Raw genomic sequence first — 16,819 nt, forward strand, 5'->3', positions numbered from 1 at the left:
CGAACTTCCTACCCGGAATGACCCGGGCGAGGTTCAGAGGGTCTGCGGTCTGACGGTCACCGCACTCTCAGCGCTGTGGCGCTCCCCTGTCGGAATATGCAGATGTCCGGGCCAGCGTACAGCGGCGCACCGAGCGCTCCCCGGGGCCGGGGTCCCCGGGGGGGCGGTCGGCCGTTCACCCGGCCGGCGCTCATCCGGCGCTCGCCCGGCACTCGTCTGCGGCCTGCCTACCGCTCGGCGGCGGCGAGCTGTCCGCAGGCTCCGTCGATCTCCTGGCCGCGGGTGTCCCGGACGGTGACCGGCACACCGTGGGCGGCGACGGCCTCGATGAACGCCTTCTCGTCCTCGGGCCGGGATGCCGTCCACTTGGAACCCGGAGTCGGGTTCAGCGGGATCAGATTGACATGCACCCGCTTGCCCTTGAGGAGGCGCCCGAGCAGGTCACCGCGCCAGGCCTGGTCGTTGATGTCGCGGATCAGGGCGTACTCGACCGAGATCCGGCGACCGGACCTCTCCCCGTACTCCCAGGCGGCGTCCAGGACCTCCCGCACCTTCCAGCGCGTGTTGACGGGTACGAGGGTGTCGCGCAGCTCGTCGTCCGGTGCGTGCAGGGAGACGGCGAGACGGCACGTGAAGCCCTCCCCTGCGAACCGCAGCATCGCCGGGACGAGGCCCACGGTGGACACGGTGATACCCCGCTGCGACAGGCCGAGGCCGTCGGGCTCGGGATCGGTGAGCCGGCGGATGGCCCCGGCCACCCGGTTGTAGTTGGCCAGCGGCTCGCCCATGCCCATGAACACGATGTTGGACAGCCGGGCGGGGCCTCCGGGAACCTCGCCGTCGCGCAGGGCCCGCATACCGTCCACGATCTGGTGCACGATCTCGGCGGTGGACAGGTTCCGGTCGAGACCGGCCTGGCCCGTGGCGCAGAACGGGCAGTTCATCCCGCAGCCGGCCTGTGAGGAGATGCACATCGTCACCCGGTCCGGGTAGCGCATCAGCACCGACTCCACGAGCGTGCCGTCGTGGAGCCGCCACAGCGTCTTGCGGGTGGTGTCGTCGTCGCAGGAGACGTGCCGGACCACGGACATCAGCTCGGGCAGCAGTTCCGACGCGAGCCGCTCGCGCGCGGCGGCGGGGATGTCGGTCCACTGCTCCGGGTCGAGTGCGTAGCGCGCGAAGTAGTGCTGCGACAGCTGCTTCGCCCGGAACGGCTTCTCGCCGATCGCGGCGACGGCGTCCTTCCGCTCGGCGGGCGTGAGGTCGGCGAGGTGCCGCGGGGGCTTCTTGGCTCCCCCGGGGGCGACGAAGGTGAGTTCTCCGGGCTTGGGCATGGTCGTACCAGTGTCGCAGATCGGGTGCGGCGGCCTGGGGCGGGCTCCGGCGGCGGGGGTCATCCCGGCCTCGCGGCGGGGATCGCGGCCCGGGGAGGGCCCGCGGAGCGCCCGTCCGCGGGAGCCGGGGACGTTCCCGCCGACCCGCGCTCCCGGTGGGCTCCCCCATCCACTCTCGAGCGGCAGCCATCCGGTACATGCCGCTGCCGGCCGTCGTGCGTTCACCGCCGGTCCGGCCCGGGGAAGCCTCGACAGGCCCGCCGGCGGACGCGACTCGGGCCGTGTCCTGGGCATGGGGCCGGCCTGACCGGCGATACCACTCAGAGGGAAATCGGCAGACCCTCGTCCGGCGGAGCTGGCCCTGCCCCGTCGGCGGGCAGGGCCGGCTCCGCCGGGAAGCGGAGCCGGTACCGCGGTCGACCCGGTCGGCTGCCGGGGTGCCGGTCCGCACCGCCGGCCCTGCCCGGCGCCGAACCGGTCCTCACCCGTCTTTGGCCCGGCGGCGCTCGCGTCGCATCCGGGCGGGTACTGGGCGCACCAGACGTGCGGGCCGGCACCGACGCGGATCAGCCGGCGCCGACGAACACCACGAACAGGAGCCACACCACCGGCGCCGTGGGCAGCAGGGAGTCAAGCCGGTCCATGATGCCCCCGTGGCCGGGCAGCAGGGTGCCCATGTCCTTGATGCCCAGGTCCCGCTTGATCATCGACTCACCGAGGTCGCCCAGGGTCGCGCTGACCGCGACCGCGAGGCCGAGGAGCAGGCCCTGCCACCAGGTGCCGCCGTCGATCAGGAGCGGCATGCAGACGGCGCCCGCCCCCATGCCGAACGCCACGGATCCGAGCAGGCCCTCACGGGTCTTCCCGGGGCTGATCCGCGGCGCGAGCTTGTGCCTGCCGAAACGCCAGCCCACCGCGTAAGCGCCGGTATCGCTCACGACCGTGAGCAGGAGGAATGTGAAGACCCGCTGCGGGCCGTCCTCCGCCGTGAGCATCATCGCCACGAATGTGGCGAGGAACGGCACATAGAACGTCGCGAAGAGCCCGGCCGTGACGTCCTTGAGGTAGCCCTCGGGTGGTTCGGTCATCCTCCAGACCAGCACCGCCAGGGCGGTGAGGGCGGTGGCGACCCACGCGCCCTCGGCGCCGCGGACGTATCCGGCCACGACCATCGCCGCACCGCCCACCGCGAGCGGCACCAGGGGCGCCCTGATGCCCTTGCGCTCCTGGAGGCGGGAGGTGAGTTCCCACAGTCCGACGACCACGGCGACGGCGATCACGCCGACGAACACGGACTTGACGACGAACAGCGCCGCGACGATCACCGCACCGAGCCCGACGCCGACCCCTATGGCAGCACGGAGATCACGGCCTGCGCGCTTCTTCTGCGGCGGCTGCGGCTCCGACGGCTGGGGGGCCGCGGGCGGCGGAGGGCTGGGCATGGGCTCCTGGGGCATCTCGTCGCGGACCGGGGGGCCGCTCAGCCGAGCGGCCCCCCGGTCACGGTCTTCGCAGTGCGCGGCGTCTCTCCCCGCATCGGGGTCACCCGGCACGATGGGCATGGGCCGAGTCCGCTGGGCGACAGGCTCATCGTATGCCGGACCCGCCGGGGCAGCCCGCTGGTCGGGCGGACCCCAGTAGCCGGTGCGCGTGGGGGCCCCCCGGGAAGAGTCGTTCATCAGACCTCGAGCAGCTCGGCTTCCTTGTGCTTGAGCAGCTCGTCCACCTGCGCGACGTACTTCGCAGTGGTGTCGTCGAGCTCCTTCTCCGCACGGCGGCCCTCGTCCTCGCCGACCTCGCCGTCCTTGATCAGCTTGTCGATGGCTTCCTTGGCCTTGCGGCGCACGGAGCGGATCGAGATGCGGGAGTCCTCGGCCTTGCCCTTGGCGACCTTGATGAACTCGCGGCGACGCTCCTCGGTGAGTTCGGGGAACACCACCCGGATGATGTTCCCGTCGTTGCTGGGGTTGACGCCGAGGTCGGAGTCGCGGATCGCCTGCTCGATGTTGCGCAGGGCGCTCTTGTCGAACGGGGTCACCACGGCCATGCGCGGTTCCGGCACCGAGAAGGAGGCCAACTGGTTGATCGGCGTCAGCGCACCGTAGTAGTCGGCCACGATCTTGTTGAACATCGCCGGGTGCGCACGCCCGGTGCGGATCGCGGCGAAGTCCTCCTTGGCGACCACGACGGCCTTCTCCATCTTCTCCTCGGCCTCGAGGAGGGTCTCTTCGATCACCACTTGCTCCTGCGTGTCTTGGTCGTCCCCGGCGCCTACGGGTGGCCCACGCCCCGGACCGCCCCCTGGTGCGGGTCCGCGGTCCGGTCCGTGCCACGCGTACGACGCCTGCGACAGTTGGCGGCGCGTCTCCCCTGCACGGTGTCCGACCGGCAGGGCTTTGTCCATCCCGGGGCGCTGCCCCGGGGTCAGGCCCGGGTGCCCTGGTCGCTCACGAGCGTGCCGATCTTCTCACCTCGGACGGCTCGAGCGATATTGCCCGCGGTGAGCAGTTCGAAGACGAGGATCGGCAGGGCGTTGTCGCGGCAGAGGGTGATGGCGGTGGCGTCGGCGACCTTGAGGTCCCGGGCGAGCACCTCCCCGTACTCCAGCGCGTCGAACTTCACCGCGTCCGGGTTGGCCTTGGGGTCGGAGTCATAGACCCCGTCGACCCCGTTCTTGCCCATCAGCAGCGCTTCGGCGTCGATCTCCAGGGCGCGCTGGGCGGCGGTGGTGTCGGTGGAGAAGTACGGCATGCCCATACCGGCGCCGAAGATGACGACGCGCCCCTTCTCGAGGTGGCGCACCGCCCGCAGCGGGATATAGGGCTCCGCGACCTGGCCCATGGTGATCGCGGTCTGCACGCGGGAGTCGATCCCCTCCTTTTCCAGGAAGTCCTGGAGCGCGAGGCAGTTCATGACCGTGCCGAGCATGCCCATGTAATCGGAACGCGCCCGGTCCATGCCCCGCACCTGCAGCTCGGCTCCGCGGAAGAAGTTGCCGCCGCCGATGACCACCGCGATCTGAGCGCCGTCACGGACGACCGCGGCGATCTCCCTCGCGATGGCATGGACGACGTCGGGATCGACGCCCAGGCCGGTGCCGCCGGAGAAGGCCTCTCCTGACAGCTTCAGCATGAAGCGGCCGGCCTTCGTGCCGGTGCGGTCGCTCTTGTCGTCGGCGGCCGGATTGGCGTCCGCGCCCTTGTTCATGGAGATCTCCTCGTGCACATACGAAGAAGGCCATCGCCGGTGGGTGCTGGTGTCCCTGCGGCAATGGCCTCCTCGTCAGATCTGCGGTCGTCCGGTGTCACGCGGCCGACGACTGCGGGAGAACCCTATCGGGCTCCCGTGTCGATCGCTTGCCGGCTCAGATGCCGACCTTGATGCGCGAGAAGCGCGTCAGGGCGACACCGGCCTCGTCCAGGATCTGCTGGACGGACTTCTTGCTGTCCAGCGCGTACGGCTGGCCCAGGAGGGTCGCGTCCTTGAAGAATCCGTTGAGGCGACCCTCGACGATCTTCGGCAGCGCGGCCTCGGGCTTGCCCTCGGCGCGGGTGGTCTCCTCGGCGACGCGGCGCTCGGACTCGACGACCTCGGCCGGCACGTCCTCACGGGACAGGTACTTCGGCGCGAAGGCGGCGATGTGCTGGGCGACGCCCTTGGCGACCTCGGCGTTCGGCTTGTCGAGCTCGACGAGGACACCGATCTGCGGGGGCAGGTCGGGCATCGTGCGGTGCATGTACGCGGTCACATAGGCGCCGGAGAACTGCGCGAAGCGGTCCAGGACGATCTTCTCACCCAGGTTGGCGTTGGCCTCGTCGACATAGGCCTGCACGGTCTTGCCGGGCTCGATCTCGGAGGCGAGCAGGGCCTCGATGTCGGCCGGGGAGGTGGCGGCCACGTGGGCGGCGAGAGCGCCCGCGACGGCCTGGAACTTCTCGCCCTTCGCGACGAAGTCCGTCTCGCACTTCAGCTCGACGATGACACCGGAGGTGTTGTCGTCGGCGATGAGGGAGACCACGGCACCGTTCTCGGCGGAACGGCCCTCACGCTTGGCGACGCCCTTCTGGCCCCTGATACGCAGGGCCTCGACGGCCTTGTCGACACTGCCGTCGGCCTCGTCGAGCGCCTTCTTGCAGTCCATCATGCCCGCACCGGTGAGTTCGCGGAGCTTCTTTACGTCAGCGGCGGTGTAGTTCGCCATGTCTGTCAATCTCTCTGAAGTCGAAGAGCTGAGGTCGAACGATCCACGGGACGGCGGCGGGGGCTTCATGGGCCCCCGCCGCCGACTACCGGAACCTGGGTGTCAGGCCTTGTCGGCGTCCGCGGCCGGAGCCTCGGCAGCGGCCTCGGCCGGCTTCTCCGCCGACTCCTCCGCCGGCTTCTCGGCCGACTGCCCGGCTTCGGCGGCCGGGGCCTCGTCGGCCTTCTTCTCGCCCTCGAGCAGATCGCGCTCCCACTCGGCCAGCGGCTCGCCGGCGGCCTTCTCGCCCGGCTTCGAGTCACCGGTGGCGACGCCGGAGCGGGCGATGAGGCCCTCGGCGACGGCGTCGGCGATCACGCGGGTGAGCAGCGTGACGGAGCGGATCGCGTCGTCGTTGCCCGGGATCTTGTAGTCGACCTCGTCCGGGTCGCAGTTGGTGTCGAGGATCGCGACGACCGGGATGTGGAGCTTGCGCGCCTCACCGACGGCGATGTGCTCCTTCTTGGTGTCGACGATCCAGACGGCGCTCGGCACCTTCTGCATCTCGCGGATGCCACCGAGGGTCTTCTCCAGCTTGGCCTTCTCGCGCGAGAGGACCAGGAGCTCCTTCTTGGTGAGACCGGAGGCGGCCACGTCCTCGAAGTCGATCGCCTCGAGCTCCTTCAGACGCTGAAGGCGCTTGTAGACGGTGGAGAAGTTGGTGAGCATGCCGCCGAGCCAACGCTGGTTGACGTAGGGCATGCCGACGCGGGTCGCCTGCTCGGCGATGGCCTCCTGCGCCTGCTTCTTCGTGCCGACGAACATGATGGAGCCGCCGTGCGCGACGGTCTCCTTGACGAACTCGTAGGCGCGGTCGATGTACGACAGCGACTGGAGCAGGTCGATGATGTAGATGCCGTTGCGCTCGGTGAAGATGAAGCGCTTCATCTTCGGGTTCCAGCGGCGGGTCTGGTGACCGAAGTGGACGCCGCTCTCCAGCAGCTCCCGCATCGTGACGACGGCCATGGCCGTATCTCCTTGAGTTTTCCCGGTTGTGTCCTGACGCCCCGGCGCGCCGTGCCGCGAGGGACCGAGAGGCGCGGCCACCGACCGAGGATCTGGGTGGTGGCGGGGCGTGCGAAGTCGACCCGGGTGACCCGGATCGCCAGAAGAAGTGTACGGGACCGCCGGGGTGCCGGGTGACGGCGATGTCCACAACCGGTCGGTAGTCCACAGATCCAGACCATGATCAGCACGGCGATGGCCGGTTGGTGGACCGTCTGCGTCATGAAGCGCGGACGACGAGTCGTGACGGCGGCACTGGCGGCGGCACTGCTGGTGCTGGCCTCCCCGGTGGCCGCCCGGGCGGCCATCTGGCCGGTGGGCCCGCCCCGGCCCTCGGTGGTGCGGGGCTGGGAACCGCCACCGTCCCCCTACGGACGGGGCCACCGCGGGGTGGACCTGGCGGCGCCCCCGGGCACCGAGGTGCGCGCTGCGGCGCCGGGCCGGGTGTCCTTTGCCGGACCGGTGGCGGGGCGCGGCGTGCTGTCGGTCGAGTTGACGGGGACGGGCCGGCCGCCGATGCGGACGACCTACGAGCCGGTGCGCCCGCTCGTCCGTCCGGGCGCCCTGGTGGACGAGGGGCAGGTCGTGGCAGTGGTGGCGGAGGGTTCCTCGCACTGTGCACAGGGCTGTCTCCACTGGGGCCTCCGGCGTGGGGAGGAATACCTCGACCCACTCGCCCTGCTGTCCGCATCGGCCCTGCGCCGCGGCCCGTCCCGGCTGCTACCGGTCTTCGGCGCGCCCTGGCCTCCGACGGCACCGGAGGGGGCCCCGGCGGGGCTCGCCGAGGCATCGGCTCCGTCCCGGGCGGGCGCGGACGCGGTCCTGGCCCTGCTGCTCGCGGCGGCGGCGGTCGTCTCCCGCAGGGCGTCACGCACCACCGGCGGAGCCCTGGCCGGGGAAGGAGCACCAGGGGAGGCAAGCCGGGGGAAGAAGCCCGCAGGAGGGCCCGGGAGAGGGGCTGGGGGCAGAGGGAAGGGAACGGGGAAGGGGGAAGGGGGACGGGCAGGGGAAGGGAAGGGAAGGAGAAGGGAAGGGGAAGGGGAAGGGGGACGGCACGGGTGGGGGCGCGAGTTCGGCGCGGGGAGCCGACGGGAACAGCAGCCGGGGTCAGGCGCCCAGGACCCCGCGGAGCGCCATGGAGACCGCGGCCTCCGCGATGGCAGGCGGGTCCTCGGCGGCGCCCAGCTCGATGCGGCGCACAGCGGCGTCCACGATTCCCTGGAGGAGCATGGCCGCGAGGCGCGGCTGCCGATGCCCCAGTTCCCCAAGCGCTTCCACGATCATGGCGATCAGCCCGCCGTGTGCGGCGCGGATCTTCTCCCTGGCTCCATCGTCCAGCTCGCTCACCGAGATCGCGACGACGGCCCGGTGGCGGCGGTCACCGACAAGCTCCAGCTGGCGGCGCACATAGGCCTCGACCTTGTCCTCGGCGGTCTCCGCAGCCGCCATGGCGGCCTCCACCTCCGCAGCCCAGACCGGGAAGTCGACGGCGCACAGCTCTTCGACCACTGCGGCACGGGAGCGGAAGTACTCGTAGACGGAGGATCTGGCCAGGCCCGTGCGCTCGGCCAGGGCCGGGAAGGTGAGCGCATCCGTCCCTCTTTCGGACAGCAGGGAGCGCGCGGCGTCCAGCAGAGCTGCGCGCTGCATGGTCCGGTGCTCGGCCACGGAGGCCGCTCGAATCCTTGGCACGGAACCACCTTAAGGCGAACGCGGCCCGCACGGGTGGGACAGTGCAGGATCGGCCCGGCACCGCCGGGAGGTCCCCGGTGGGAGCGGCGCCGCCCGCGGTGGCCGCCGGCCTCACCGGTCGACGTCGGCCAGCTTCGCTCTGAGCTGCAGCACGGACTTGGTGTGGATCTGGCTGACCCGGCTCTCGGTGACGCCCAGGACATTGCCGATCTCGGCCAGGGTCAGGCCTTCGTAGTAGTACAGGGTGACGACGGTCTTCTCCCGGTCGGGGAGCGTGTTGATGGCGCGGGCGAGCAGGCGCCGGAGTTCGCGGTCCTCGGCCACTTCCACCGGGTTGTCCGCTGCGGTGTCCTCCAGGGTGTCCATGAGGCTGAGCCGGTCACCGCCCTCACCCCCGGCATGGAGCAGTTCCTCCAGGGCGACGACGTTCGCCAGGGACAACTGGCTGAAGACGGAGTGCAGTTCCTCGAGCGAGATGCCCATCTCCGAAGCCACCTCGCTCTCGGAGGGGGTGCGCCGCAGTTGGGCCTCCAGCGTGGCGTACGCGCGCTCGACGTTCCGGGCCTTCTGGCGCACGGAGCGCGGGATCCAGTCCAGTGCCCGCAACTCGTCGATCATGGCGCCCCGGATGCGGGTGATCGCATACGTCTCGAACTTGATCGAACGTTCGATGTCGAACTTCTCGATCGCGTCGATGAGTCCGAAGACCCCGGAGGAGACGAAGTCCGCCTGCTCGACGTTGGACGGCAGCCCGACGCTCACCCGGCCCGCGACGTACTTCACCAGCGGTGAGTAGTGGAGGATCAGCTGCTCTCGCAACCGCTCGTCACCGGAGGCCTTGTACGACCGCCACAGCTCTTCCAGCGACGAGGGCGCGGGCAGCCGCCCGGAACCACGGGCAGCGGGGTGAACTGCCGCATGGTCGGGCCCGGAGGTGTGCTGGGGCATGCGTTGCCTTTGAGCCGTTCTGCCGTGGGGTGCGAGGGGGACGGGTGGTGTGGGCCGGTTGCTGGGTGGTGAACCTGGCGAGCGTAGCGTGACTGGACGATTGCGGTGCGCGAACGGCAGGGGATCGCGCACCGGTGCGTGTGTACCGTCGGCCAGGTCTTCGAGCGGGGGCCGGGGCAGCGGGCACCGGCCCCCGGGCTGTCGCGGAGGCGCGGCCGGGGCCATCGGGCTCACCCTGTCACCCGAATGCCCCGGGTCAAGCATCGCCTCGCCGGGTGTTCGAGCCCGTTGTGGCGCCTGCGGCCAACTTCCAGCGGTCACCACGGCGTTCCACAAAGCCCAGGGAGTGCAGTTCGTACAGCCTCGCGAGAGTCTCGTCGGTGGTGCTGCCGGCCCGACCGGCGACCTCACGGCCGTCGAGTGCGCCGCGGGCCGGGAGGACGTCCAGAACCCGTGCACAGCCCGGTGCGAGGAGGTCTCTCGGGAGCACCGGCCCCCTGCGCGCGGGAGCGAGTTCACCGATGTCCCCCACCAACTCCACCACTTCATCGGAGTCCGTCACCAGCACCGCCCCGCTGCGCAGGAGTTCATGCACGCCCGAGGAGAGCCCGCTGGTCACCGGCCCGGGGAGACCTGTTCCGGCGGGTACCGCTTCTTCCTGGATGTCGGCGCCGGTCAGGACGCGGGGGTCTACGCGGCCCTCCACGCGCAGGGGCGGGACCTGGGGCGGGGTCCACACCGGCTGACCCGTGTCAGGCAGGGCGGCCATGATCTCGTCCCAGACCCCGCAGTTGCGCCAGGTCTTGTAACGAGAGTGGATGCCCTTCCACAGGCCGAACCGCTCGGGCAGCTCCTCCCACAGGCACCCGGTGCGCGCCTTGTAGAACATCGCATCGAGCATCACCCGGCCGGGTCGGCACCGGTGGTTCGGGGGCTGCCACGCCTTCACGATCGGCTCGACCCGGGCCCATGCCTCGTCGGTCAGCTCGTCCGGCACCAGGCGCTGCGCGGCGGTGAACCAATCGCGCATCGAGCACGCGAGACCGAGACGCGGCTTCGGGATCGTGCCCGTGATGGTGACCCGCACATCAAGCAGGGCCAGCACCTCGGCCTGGTCGGTCGGGTCCATGTCGGCCAGCCGCTCACGCGCCACGGTGGCCAGGGCGGCAAGGTCCTTGGCCCGACGCTCGGCGGCCTCGGTCTCCTCCAGCCACGCGGCGGCCTCGTCGCGCATCGCCCGGAGCTGCTCGACCTCATCGGACAGGGCACGGGTGGCCGCTTCCACGGCGACCGCCGGAAGCCCCGCCTTGGCGTAGTCGGTCACGACCTTGGTCACGGCCTGCTCGCGCTCGGCAATCTTGCGGTCCAGGTCGGCGATGCGGTCGGCATGGTTGGACTCCTGGCCAGCCGCCATGCCGACCCACTCAGCCGCCATCGCCTTGAGCCGCTCCGGGTCGCCCAGCAGCTTGACCACGTCCGACCACACGGCGGCCTCGACAGCGTCGGCGTCCACCATGTCGCACGAGCAGACGGGGTCACCCGGGTACTTCGCGGCCTTGCCGGAACAGCGGTACCAGCGACCCGACCGCCCCGAGCGCTTCATGCCGACGTAGTGCGCGTCGCAGTGGCCAAAGATCCGCTTTGAGAGGGGATAGCCGTGCGGCTTCGGCTTGGGCTTGCCGTTGCCGAGTCGCCCCATGGCCTGGCTGAGGTCGGCCACCTCCTCGGGCGTGAAGATCGGGTCAAGCTGGATCGTGACGGTCTTGCCGTGCTTGGCCGTGCCGTCCTTATTGAGGGTCGCGCCGTGGCCAGCGTGCGCCCGGTTCGGGTTCCGGAAGGTCACCACCGCGCGCAGGGTCGATTCGCTGATGAGCTTCGCCCGAAGGTTGGAGTGCGACCAGGGCTTACCCGACCGGGTGAACTGCTCCAGCGCGTTGAGCCGCTGGGCCATCTCGCGCGTGTTCATCCCCTCCTCTACGACCATCTTGCGGGCGGCCTTCAAGATGGCGGCCTCGTGCTCGTCGATGACCAGGAAGGAACCGCGCTTGCCCTTGCCCTCGATGCGGTAGCCGTACGGGGGTGCACCCCCGGGCCACCCCCCAGCCTCGGCCTTCATCTGTAGGCCGCCCTGGGTGCGCTCGCGGATCAGGTTGTATTCCATCTCCGCGATGGCCGCGTACTGCTGCAACATGAACTTGCCGTGGGTGGTCGTCGTGTCGATCTCCTGAGTGACCGAGACGATCGCGGTTTCGAGGTCTTCGAGCTGCCAGATCCACCGCCAGAACGCGCGCCCGGTCCGGCCGACCCGATCGAACTTGTGCACCACGACCACGTCAACGAGTCCGGCCTTCACGTCGGCCATCAGCCGGTCGAAGCCGGGTCGCTTGGTCAGGGAGCCGCTGACGCCCTCGTCCTTATAGACGTCGTGCAGCCGCCAGCCCTTGCGCTCGACGTACGCCCGGCAGGCGTCGTCTTGGACGTCGAGGCCGTAGCCGCGCGTCTGCTCCTCGGTGCTGACCCGCTCCAGGATGGCGGCTCGCATGGTTTGCTGGTTCACGCTGGGTTCCTCAATCTCTCAGCACTTCGGCCCGGTCGGGGGTGCCACCCCGACCGGGCTCGTCCGTCAGCGGGTGAAGTCGGCCGTGCAGTCGGCCCAGACGAAATCGCCGCTGGCCTCGTCCACGGCCACCTGGCGGATGCGGAGCTGACAGACGCTCGCGTCGGGCACCTCGCGCCGGGCCTTGTCGGCGAGCTTGCGAATCTCGGCCGGGTCGTGGAACTGGGCCGTGACCAAGCGGCCCTGCGGGTTGCGGAACTGGATCTTGAACACTGGGGCTCCTCTCGGAGCCGGGCGGCCTGAGCCGACCGCCCGGCGGTGCGGGTCGGTCAGGCGGCCTGGAACTTGAGGGTGCGGCGCTCCTTGCCCTTCACCTCGTAGACGAAGTGGTCGCCGTCCATCCGGCCGGTGAAGGTGGCCCGGCCGACCTTGGCCGTGACCTTGGCGGGGGTCTTCGCCTTGGGGGCGGCCTTCTTCGCGGCGCGGGCTGCGGCGCGCTCGGCCTTCTCGGCGGCCTTGGTCTCGGCGCGGGTGATCCCGGCGGTGACCATGTGGCCGAACGCGAACTTGGCCGCGTGGGTGGCCGCGTCGGCCGGGCTGGCGATGCCGTCCACGGTCCGGATGACCTCGGCGCCCTCGGCACCGGCCTTGATCAGGAAGGACTTGAGCTTGGCGTCGTGGCCGGGAGCGAACAGCCGCTTGGTCTCCGCCTTGCAGCCGGTGGTGCGGCCATCGGCGGTCGCGAACTGCGAGCAGGTGCAGGCGGTGGCCTCGGCCTGGGCGGTCTTCGCGGCGGTGGTGTTGGCGGCCATTTCGTCTCCCTGAATTCCCGAATTCCGGCCTGTCCGGAATTGCTGAGAAAATAAAATCATGGGATTTACGCGCCGCACAATTTCTGAAATTTGGCCGAATCTAAAAAGGCACCCGGCATGGGCTCGGCAGGGCCTCTTTCCGCACCGCCATTCACGGCAAGTAACCGGGCCTTTTGTCACCACTCGTAATGGACGACTGTGACTCGGACTGTGACTGTGGCAGCCACAACGACCCCCGGCACACCCCCCATGCCTGGGCACGCCCCCCATGGGAGGGGGTCCCGGCCGTGGCTGCCACAGTCACAGTCACAATTACCGGCCGTTATTCGCGGTCGGCGGGGCGGTTGACCTTGTCGCTCGGGACCTTGACCCCGGGCGGCAGGCCGAACGCGCTCAGGTCGTCCGCCTCGGCCGGGCGCGAACCGCCCCTGATCTGCCGGGCCTTGGTGGCGAAGTAGGCCACCTCCCCCGCCGTCCAGCGGATGACCTTGTAACCCACCCAGAGCCCCCCGCCGACGACGAGGCCGCCGGGCACCGGGCCCAGCTCGTACACGGCGTACGCCCCGCCGAGGGCTGCGGAATTCACGCCGAAAACCGCCCACGGAATCCAGCGCCGAGGACGCCGGACGACCGTGCCAGCGCCCACCGTGGCCACCCTGGGGCGTCCTGCTTTGGTGAGTCCGGCGCGACGCTTCGCGGCGGTGTTGTGGGTGTAGCTCGCGCCAAAGCTGACGCGCTTTCCGTCACGGGTCCGGAATTCCGGCCGGAATGCCTTGGTGGTGCTCATTGGTGGTCCCTTCCGGGCACCCCAAATCCCGTGCTTTCCTGGATTTGGGACGGCCCTTGCCTGCGCGGGTCGGACTGGAGGAGGGGCCCGGAAGCGAACCTTGACGGGGGGAGCTTCCGGGCCCTTCTGTGTGCGGGTCGTTAACCTTTCGCCGGCCGAGGGCTCCCGTGGTATCTCCGAGGGCCTGAGACCCCCGGGCGGGCACCGAGTACCGGAGCGGCCCCCAGAGGCCACGGGAGATACCACGGGAGGCCGGGACGGGGTATCTCGTGGGCTGCGCCCCGCCCCTGGCCTGCGCGGATCACAGGTACTGGCCGGTCTCGGTCCGGTCCTGCATCCGCTTGACCGTGCGCCGGATGCTGTCGGCGTTCATGTCCGGGCGCAGCCGGACGGCCTCGGACACCAGGTCGGACAGCCGAACGCCGTGTCCGGACAGCGTCCGCACGAGGTCGGCCGGGCCGGACGCCGTGGCGGCCACCGTGGACAGCTCGTCCGGGGCGTCCGTCCGGGCGTCCTGGCCGGTGAGGGCCGGTGCCGGACGCTCGGTGTCCGCCTGTCCGTCCCGGGTGTCCGGGGCGTCCGTCCGGTGTCCGTCCGTGTCCGGACGTGCGTCCGGCCGGGTGTCCGGCTGTCCGGACGCCGTGTCCGCCTCGTGGAACCGGGCCAGCGCGTTGAGCTGGTACCGCTCGGTCAGCACCTCGCCCAGACCCACGTGCCGCAGCTCCTCAACGCGGTTGGTGACCGCAACGCTGAACAGCTCCTTGAAGGCGTACGGGAAGATGCACAGGGCGAGTCCGGCCAGCGCACCGCCCAGCACGTTGCCGACCAGGACGAACCCGTGGGCGAAGTTGAGGAGCAGCGAGCCCCAGTACGCCTTGCGCGCCAGCGCCTCGGCCTTGCCGATCTGGTACATGCGGTTGACGTCGTTCTGCCAGCGGACAATCAGGAGCACGCACGCCAGCCACGCGCCCTCAACGGCGCTGAACGCGCCCCAGGCGTAGGCGGTCGGCACGCCCGGGATCGACGCCACCAGGTGGCCAGCCGACCACGCCGCAGCGGCGAACATCAGGGCACTGACGATGAACACGACGCCGAGGATCGCGCCGTTGAGGGTGCGGGCGCGCTGGTCGGCGCGCTTGCTGTCCTTGGCCTGGCCCTCGGCCTGGCGCTTCTCGATGATCGCCTGCCGGGTTCGGCGGGCCTTCTCCATGGCGTCCATGGTGTGGTGTCCTTGTCTGTGTGGGGGCCGTCCCGGTTGCTTGCTGGCGCGTGGGGCGGCCTTCGCTTATGTCTCCCGATCGGCACCCGGCAGAGGCGGACTGACGCCCATGCCGGGTGCCGCTCTGGTCACCGCTGGGCGCGCTCCACCGGGGTGAGCCGGTGTAGGGGCCCGGAGTGCGGCAGGAGGTCGCTGGCCAGGGACTTCACGCCGTTGTCCGGGGTGGCGGCCTCGCTCGCGGCCACCGCCAGCGCTCGGGCCAGCAGCTCGGCCGGACGGGCGTCGCGGACCGAGTGGACCCGGCCGCCCAGCTCGACCGAGTTGCTGCCGCGCCCCTGGTTCTCCGGAACGTCGGCGGCCTGCACCAAGGCGGCCTGCTGCTGGATCGTGCGGTTGCGCAGCTCGGCGGCCTCGGCGAGCGCCACCAGGGCGGACACGGCGGCGTCGAACCGCTTGGCCACCCCGCCCAGAGCGACGGCCGGAGCGTTCAGGGCCTGGGTCGCGGTGTCCCGGGCGTGCTGGCGCTTGGCCTCCTTCTCGGCCTGGAGCCGGGCGCGCTCGTCGGCGCTGGCGATCTCCTCCGCCTTGGAATCCAGCCGGGCGGACTCCTCCGCCTCGATCGCCTGCCGGGCTCGGGTCATCAGGTCGTCGGTCACTGCTGCTCCTCGGTGGTGTCGCTGGTCGGCTGGGACTTCTTGCCGTCCCGGATCGCCCGGAATTCCTCGTCGGTCATCTCGTGGCCCTCGGGGCGGGCCTTCTGGCGGACGTAGCCACGCCCCATGACGCCGTCCTGTCGGCGGAGTTCGCGGATCTGATCCACGGTCAACGTCTCGTCACCCATCGGTGTTTTCCTCCTGTGCTTGCTGTTCGATGATTTGGCGTGCCTCTGTGCTGTCGAATGGAACGCCGTATTGCGCCTCGAATCCGTCGCGGACCCTGACCATCTGCTCGCGCAGGTCCGTAAGGAAGTTCTTGGCCTCTTCGACGGATTCGCCCTGAGCCACCCCGCTGCTCAGCAGCTCGTGCGATTCGAGGATGTCCCGCAACGCCTTGGCTACGAGCTGGCCGTCCTTGGGTGTGCCGACCCCCGAAAGCGCGTCAGCGTAAAGCTCGGCGTTGTTGAGAAGCTGAGCGGCCAGGCGTTGCTTTCGCTCCCTGAGCTGGGCCTCACGAACCTTGTTGGCGACGTTCAGCCACTCGGACTTGCCGAAGTAATGACCGTGCTTTGCGGCAACCGTGCTGACTTTCCAGGTGGACAAGCCCGTCAGTTTGGCGATTTCATTTCGCCCCTTGCCCTCACGACAAAATTCGAGAATTTGGCTCTCTTCGTACGTGAGGCCAACCAGTTGCTCGGCCGGATCTTTCTCGGGCTCGGGTTGAATCGGGATCAGCTCAGCCGCCATTGCCGACACCCCCCAGGCTCAGCCCCGGGTCTCCCGGCTTCCAATTGGTGACCCACTCGGCGATCCGGTCCAGGTCCGCCAGCGCTTCCGGCGTCTTGCACCGCTCGGCCACCTCCGCCAGCTTCCGCAGCATCGCCACCTTGGCTGCGTCCAGTCGCGTCCCCTTGAAGATTTCGCCCTCTCGGCAACCGGTCCATTCACCGGCCGTCAGCGGGTTGACGCCCTCTTCGTCGAGCCACCACGCCGCCACCTCGCTGGCGACTTCTTCACTCCCGATTCGGCCGATCAGCCACGTCCGCTCGTCCACCGGTACCGCTGTCACGATTCCTCCTCCGGGAAAGCAGCCGACACCAACTCGTGAACCGGCCACCACTGCCGCTGACGGTCCTTGTAGATGCGCACTTGAGGGAAGCCCGTGAATTTGTGGATGTGGGTCTTCAGCGTGCGCCCTCGGGCCATCGGTCCAAGGCTTCGGACCTGCCCCCACGAGCTGACCTCGTACGTCGGCGGGAAACCCGGGATCTTGCGCCACTCCTCGGCGGTGACCAACTGGTTCATTCGGTCACCTCCTCCAATTCGCATCCGAGCGCCCTCAGCAGAAGCACCATGTTCACGCCGTTCGGCGCGTGTCGATCGTTCTCCCAGTAGCTGATGTAAAGGCCACTGATGGTGCCCATCCGGGCGGCCACCTCTGCCTGACTCAAACCCCTGGAGTGGCGAACTTGGCGAAGCTTCTGACCTGAGAACACCGGGCTTTTCGTCGCCCTGTCCATACCCCAATTAAAATCCCCACATATGGGCCTCTGTAATACCCATAAGGGC

Annotated in this window: 18 protein-coding genes and 3 pseudogenes; 1 reads left to right on the forward strand and 20 read right to left on the reverse strand. The window is 69.9% G+C overall.

Annotated features, from left to right (window positions below; translation table 11 throughout):
- Positions 1–227 precede the first annotated feature (227 nt).
- The 6 genes from rlmN to rpsB form a co-directional block, all read right to left on the reverse strand.
- Positions 228–1,334 carry a dual-specificity RNA methyltransferase RlmN gene (gene rlmN / locus SCWH03_RS07890; protein ID WP_173263450.1) on the reverse strand — a complete coding sequence of 369 codons (1,107 nt, stop codon included), beginning with the start codon at positions 1,332–1,334 and terminating at the stop codon, positions 228–230.
- Between the two features lie 566 nt (positions 1,335–1,900).
- The gene (locus SCWH03_RS07895; RefSeq protein WP_173263451.1) at positions 1,901–3,013 is read right to left on the reverse strand and encodes a phosphatidate cytidylyltransferase; all 1,113 of its coding nucleotides are present in this window, start codon (positions 3,011–3,013) and stop codon (positions 1,901–1,903) included.
- Positions 3,013–3,570 (reverse strand): ribosome recycling factor, encoded by a 558-nt coding sequence (gene frr, locus SCWH03_RS07900; protein ID WP_026165253.1) that lies wholly within the window; start codon positions 3,568–3,570, stop codon positions 3,013–3,015. The genes SCWH03_RS07895 and frr overlap by 1 nt, the downstream gene beginning before the upstream one ends.
- 188 nt (positions 3,571–3,758) lie before the next feature.
- Positions 3,759–4,541: a UMP kinase gene (pyrH, locus tag SCWH03_RS07905; protein WP_173263452.1), complete on the reverse strand. Its 783-nt coding sequence runs from the start codon at positions 4,539–4,541 to the stop codon at positions 3,759–3,761.
- A 157-nt stretch (positions 4,542–4,698) separates the two neighbouring features.
- Positions 4,699–5,535 carry a translation elongation factor Ts gene (gene tsf / locus SCWH03_RS07910; protein WP_173263453.1) on the reverse strand — a complete coding sequence of 279 codons (837 nt, stop codon included), beginning with the start codon at positions 5,533–5,535 and terminating at the stop codon, positions 4,699–4,701.
- Between the two features lie 102 nt (positions 5,536–5,637).
- The gene (rpsB, locus tag SCWH03_RS07915; protein WP_173263454.1) at positions 5,638–6,540 is read right to left on the reverse strand and encodes a 30S ribosomal protein S2; all 903 of its coding nucleotides are present in this window, start codon (positions 6,538–6,540) and stop codon (positions 5,638–5,640) included.
- Positions 6,541–6,801: 261 nt separating this feature from the next.
- Between rpsB and SCWH03_RS07920 the strand changes: the two are divergent.
- Positions 6,802–7,191: pseudogene (locus tag SCWH03_RS07920) on the forward strand (peptidoglycan DD-metalloendopeptidase family protein); the annotation flags it as partial.
- A 495-nt stretch (positions 7,192–7,686) separates the two neighbouring features.
- Here SCWH03_RS07920 and SCWH03_RS07925 read toward each other — a convergent pair.
- The 14 genes and pseudogenes from SCWH03_RS07925 to SCWH03_RS07985 form a co-directional block, all read right to left on the reverse strand.
- The gene (locus tag SCWH03_RS07925) at positions 7,687–8,247 is read right to left on the reverse strand and encodes a TetR/AcrR family transcriptional regulator (protein ID WP_173263764.1); all 561 of its coding nucleotides are present in this window, start codon (positions 8,245–8,247) and stop codon (positions 7,687–7,689) included.
- 135 nt (positions 8,248–8,382) lie between these two features.
- Positions 8,383–9,219 carry an RNA polymerase sigma factor WhiG gene (whiG, locus tag SCWH03_RS07930; protein WP_173263455.1) on the reverse strand — a complete coding sequence of 279 codons (837 nt, stop codon included), beginning with the start codon at positions 9,217–9,219 and terminating at the stop codon, positions 8,383–8,385.
- 256 nt (positions 9,220–9,475) lie between these two features.
- Positions 9,476–9,853: pseudogene (locus tag SCWH03_RS28850) on the reverse strand (DNA-processing protein DprA); the annotation flags it as partial.
- Between the two features lie 144 nt (positions 9,854–9,997).
- Positions 9,998–11,761, reverse strand: a pseudogene (locus SCWH03_RS07935) (recombinase family protein); the annotation flags it as partial.
- Positions 11,762–11,842: 81 nt separating this feature from the next.
- Positions 11,843–12,049, reverse strand: a complete 207-nt coding sequence (locus SCWH03_RS07940) for a hypothetical protein (RefSeq protein ID WP_173263456.1) — start codon at positions 12,047–12,049, stop codon at positions 11,843–11,845.
- 56 nt (positions 12,050–12,105) lie between these two features.
- Entirely contained in the window at positions 12,106–12,588 is a 483-nt protein-coding gene (locus SCWH03_RS07945) for a hypothetical protein (protein WP_173263388.1), read from the reverse strand.
- A 322-nt stretch (positions 12,589–12,910) separates the two neighbouring features.
- On the reverse strand, positions 12,911–13,174 hold the full coding sequence (locus SCWH03_RS28855; RefSeq protein ID WP_254076623.1) for a hypothetical protein: 264 nt from the start codon (positions 13,172–13,174) through the stop codon (positions 12,911–12,913).
- Between the two features lie 502 nt (positions 13,175–13,676).
- A complete protein-coding gene (locus SCWH03_RS07955; RefSeq protein WP_173263458.1) occupies positions 13,677–14,594 on the reverse strand; it encodes a hypothetical protein in 918 nt (305 codons plus the stop codon).
- Between the two features lie 128 nt (positions 14,595–14,722).
- Entirely contained in the window at positions 14,723–15,250 is a 528-nt protein-coding gene (locus SCWH03_RS07960) for a hypothetical protein (RefSeq protein WP_173263459.1), read from the reverse strand.
- Positions 15,247–15,435, reverse strand: a complete 189-nt coding sequence (locus SCWH03_RS07965; RefSeq protein ID WP_173263460.1) for a hypothetical protein — start codon at positions 15,433–15,435, stop codon at positions 15,247–15,249. The genes SCWH03_RS07960 and SCWH03_RS07965 overlap by 4 nt, the downstream gene beginning before the upstream one ends.
- Positions 15,428–15,997 (reverse strand): hypothetical protein, encoded by a 570-nt coding sequence (locus tag SCWH03_RS07970; RefSeq protein ID WP_173263461.1) that lies wholly within the window; start codon positions 15,995–15,997, stop codon positions 15,428–15,430. The genes SCWH03_RS07965 and SCWH03_RS07970 overlap by 8 nt, the downstream gene beginning before the upstream one ends.
- Positions 15,987–16,319: a hypothetical protein gene (locus SCWH03_RS07975; RefSeq protein ID WP_173263462.1), complete on the reverse strand. Its 333-nt coding sequence runs from the start codon at positions 16,317–16,319 to the stop codon at positions 15,987–15,989. Before SCWH03_RS07975 ends, SCWH03_RS07970 begins: the two co-directional genes overlap by 11 nt.
- Positions 16,316–16,555 (reverse strand): NUMOD4 domain-containing protein, encoded by a 240-nt coding sequence (locus SCWH03_RS07980; RefSeq protein ID WP_173263463.1) that lies wholly within the window; start codon positions 16,553–16,555, stop codon positions 16,316–16,318. Before SCWH03_RS07980 ends, SCWH03_RS07975 begins: the two co-directional genes overlap by 4 nt.
- Positions 16,552–16,770 carry a helix-turn-helix transcriptional regulator gene (locus SCWH03_RS07985; protein ID WP_173263464.1) on the reverse strand — a complete coding sequence of 73 codons (219 nt, stop codon included), beginning with the start codon at positions 16,768–16,770 and terminating at the stop codon, positions 16,552–16,554. The genes SCWH03_RS07980 and SCWH03_RS07985 overlap by 4 nt, the downstream gene beginning before the upstream one ends.
- Positions 16,771–16,819 lie beyond the last annotated feature (49 nt).

Origin of the sequence: Streptomyces pacificus, assembly GCF_011766325.1 — a bacterium.
In the GTDB taxonomy this organism is placed as follows: Bacteria; Actinomycetota; Actinomycetes; order Streptomycetales; family Streptomycetaceae; genus Streptomyces; species Streptomyces pacificus.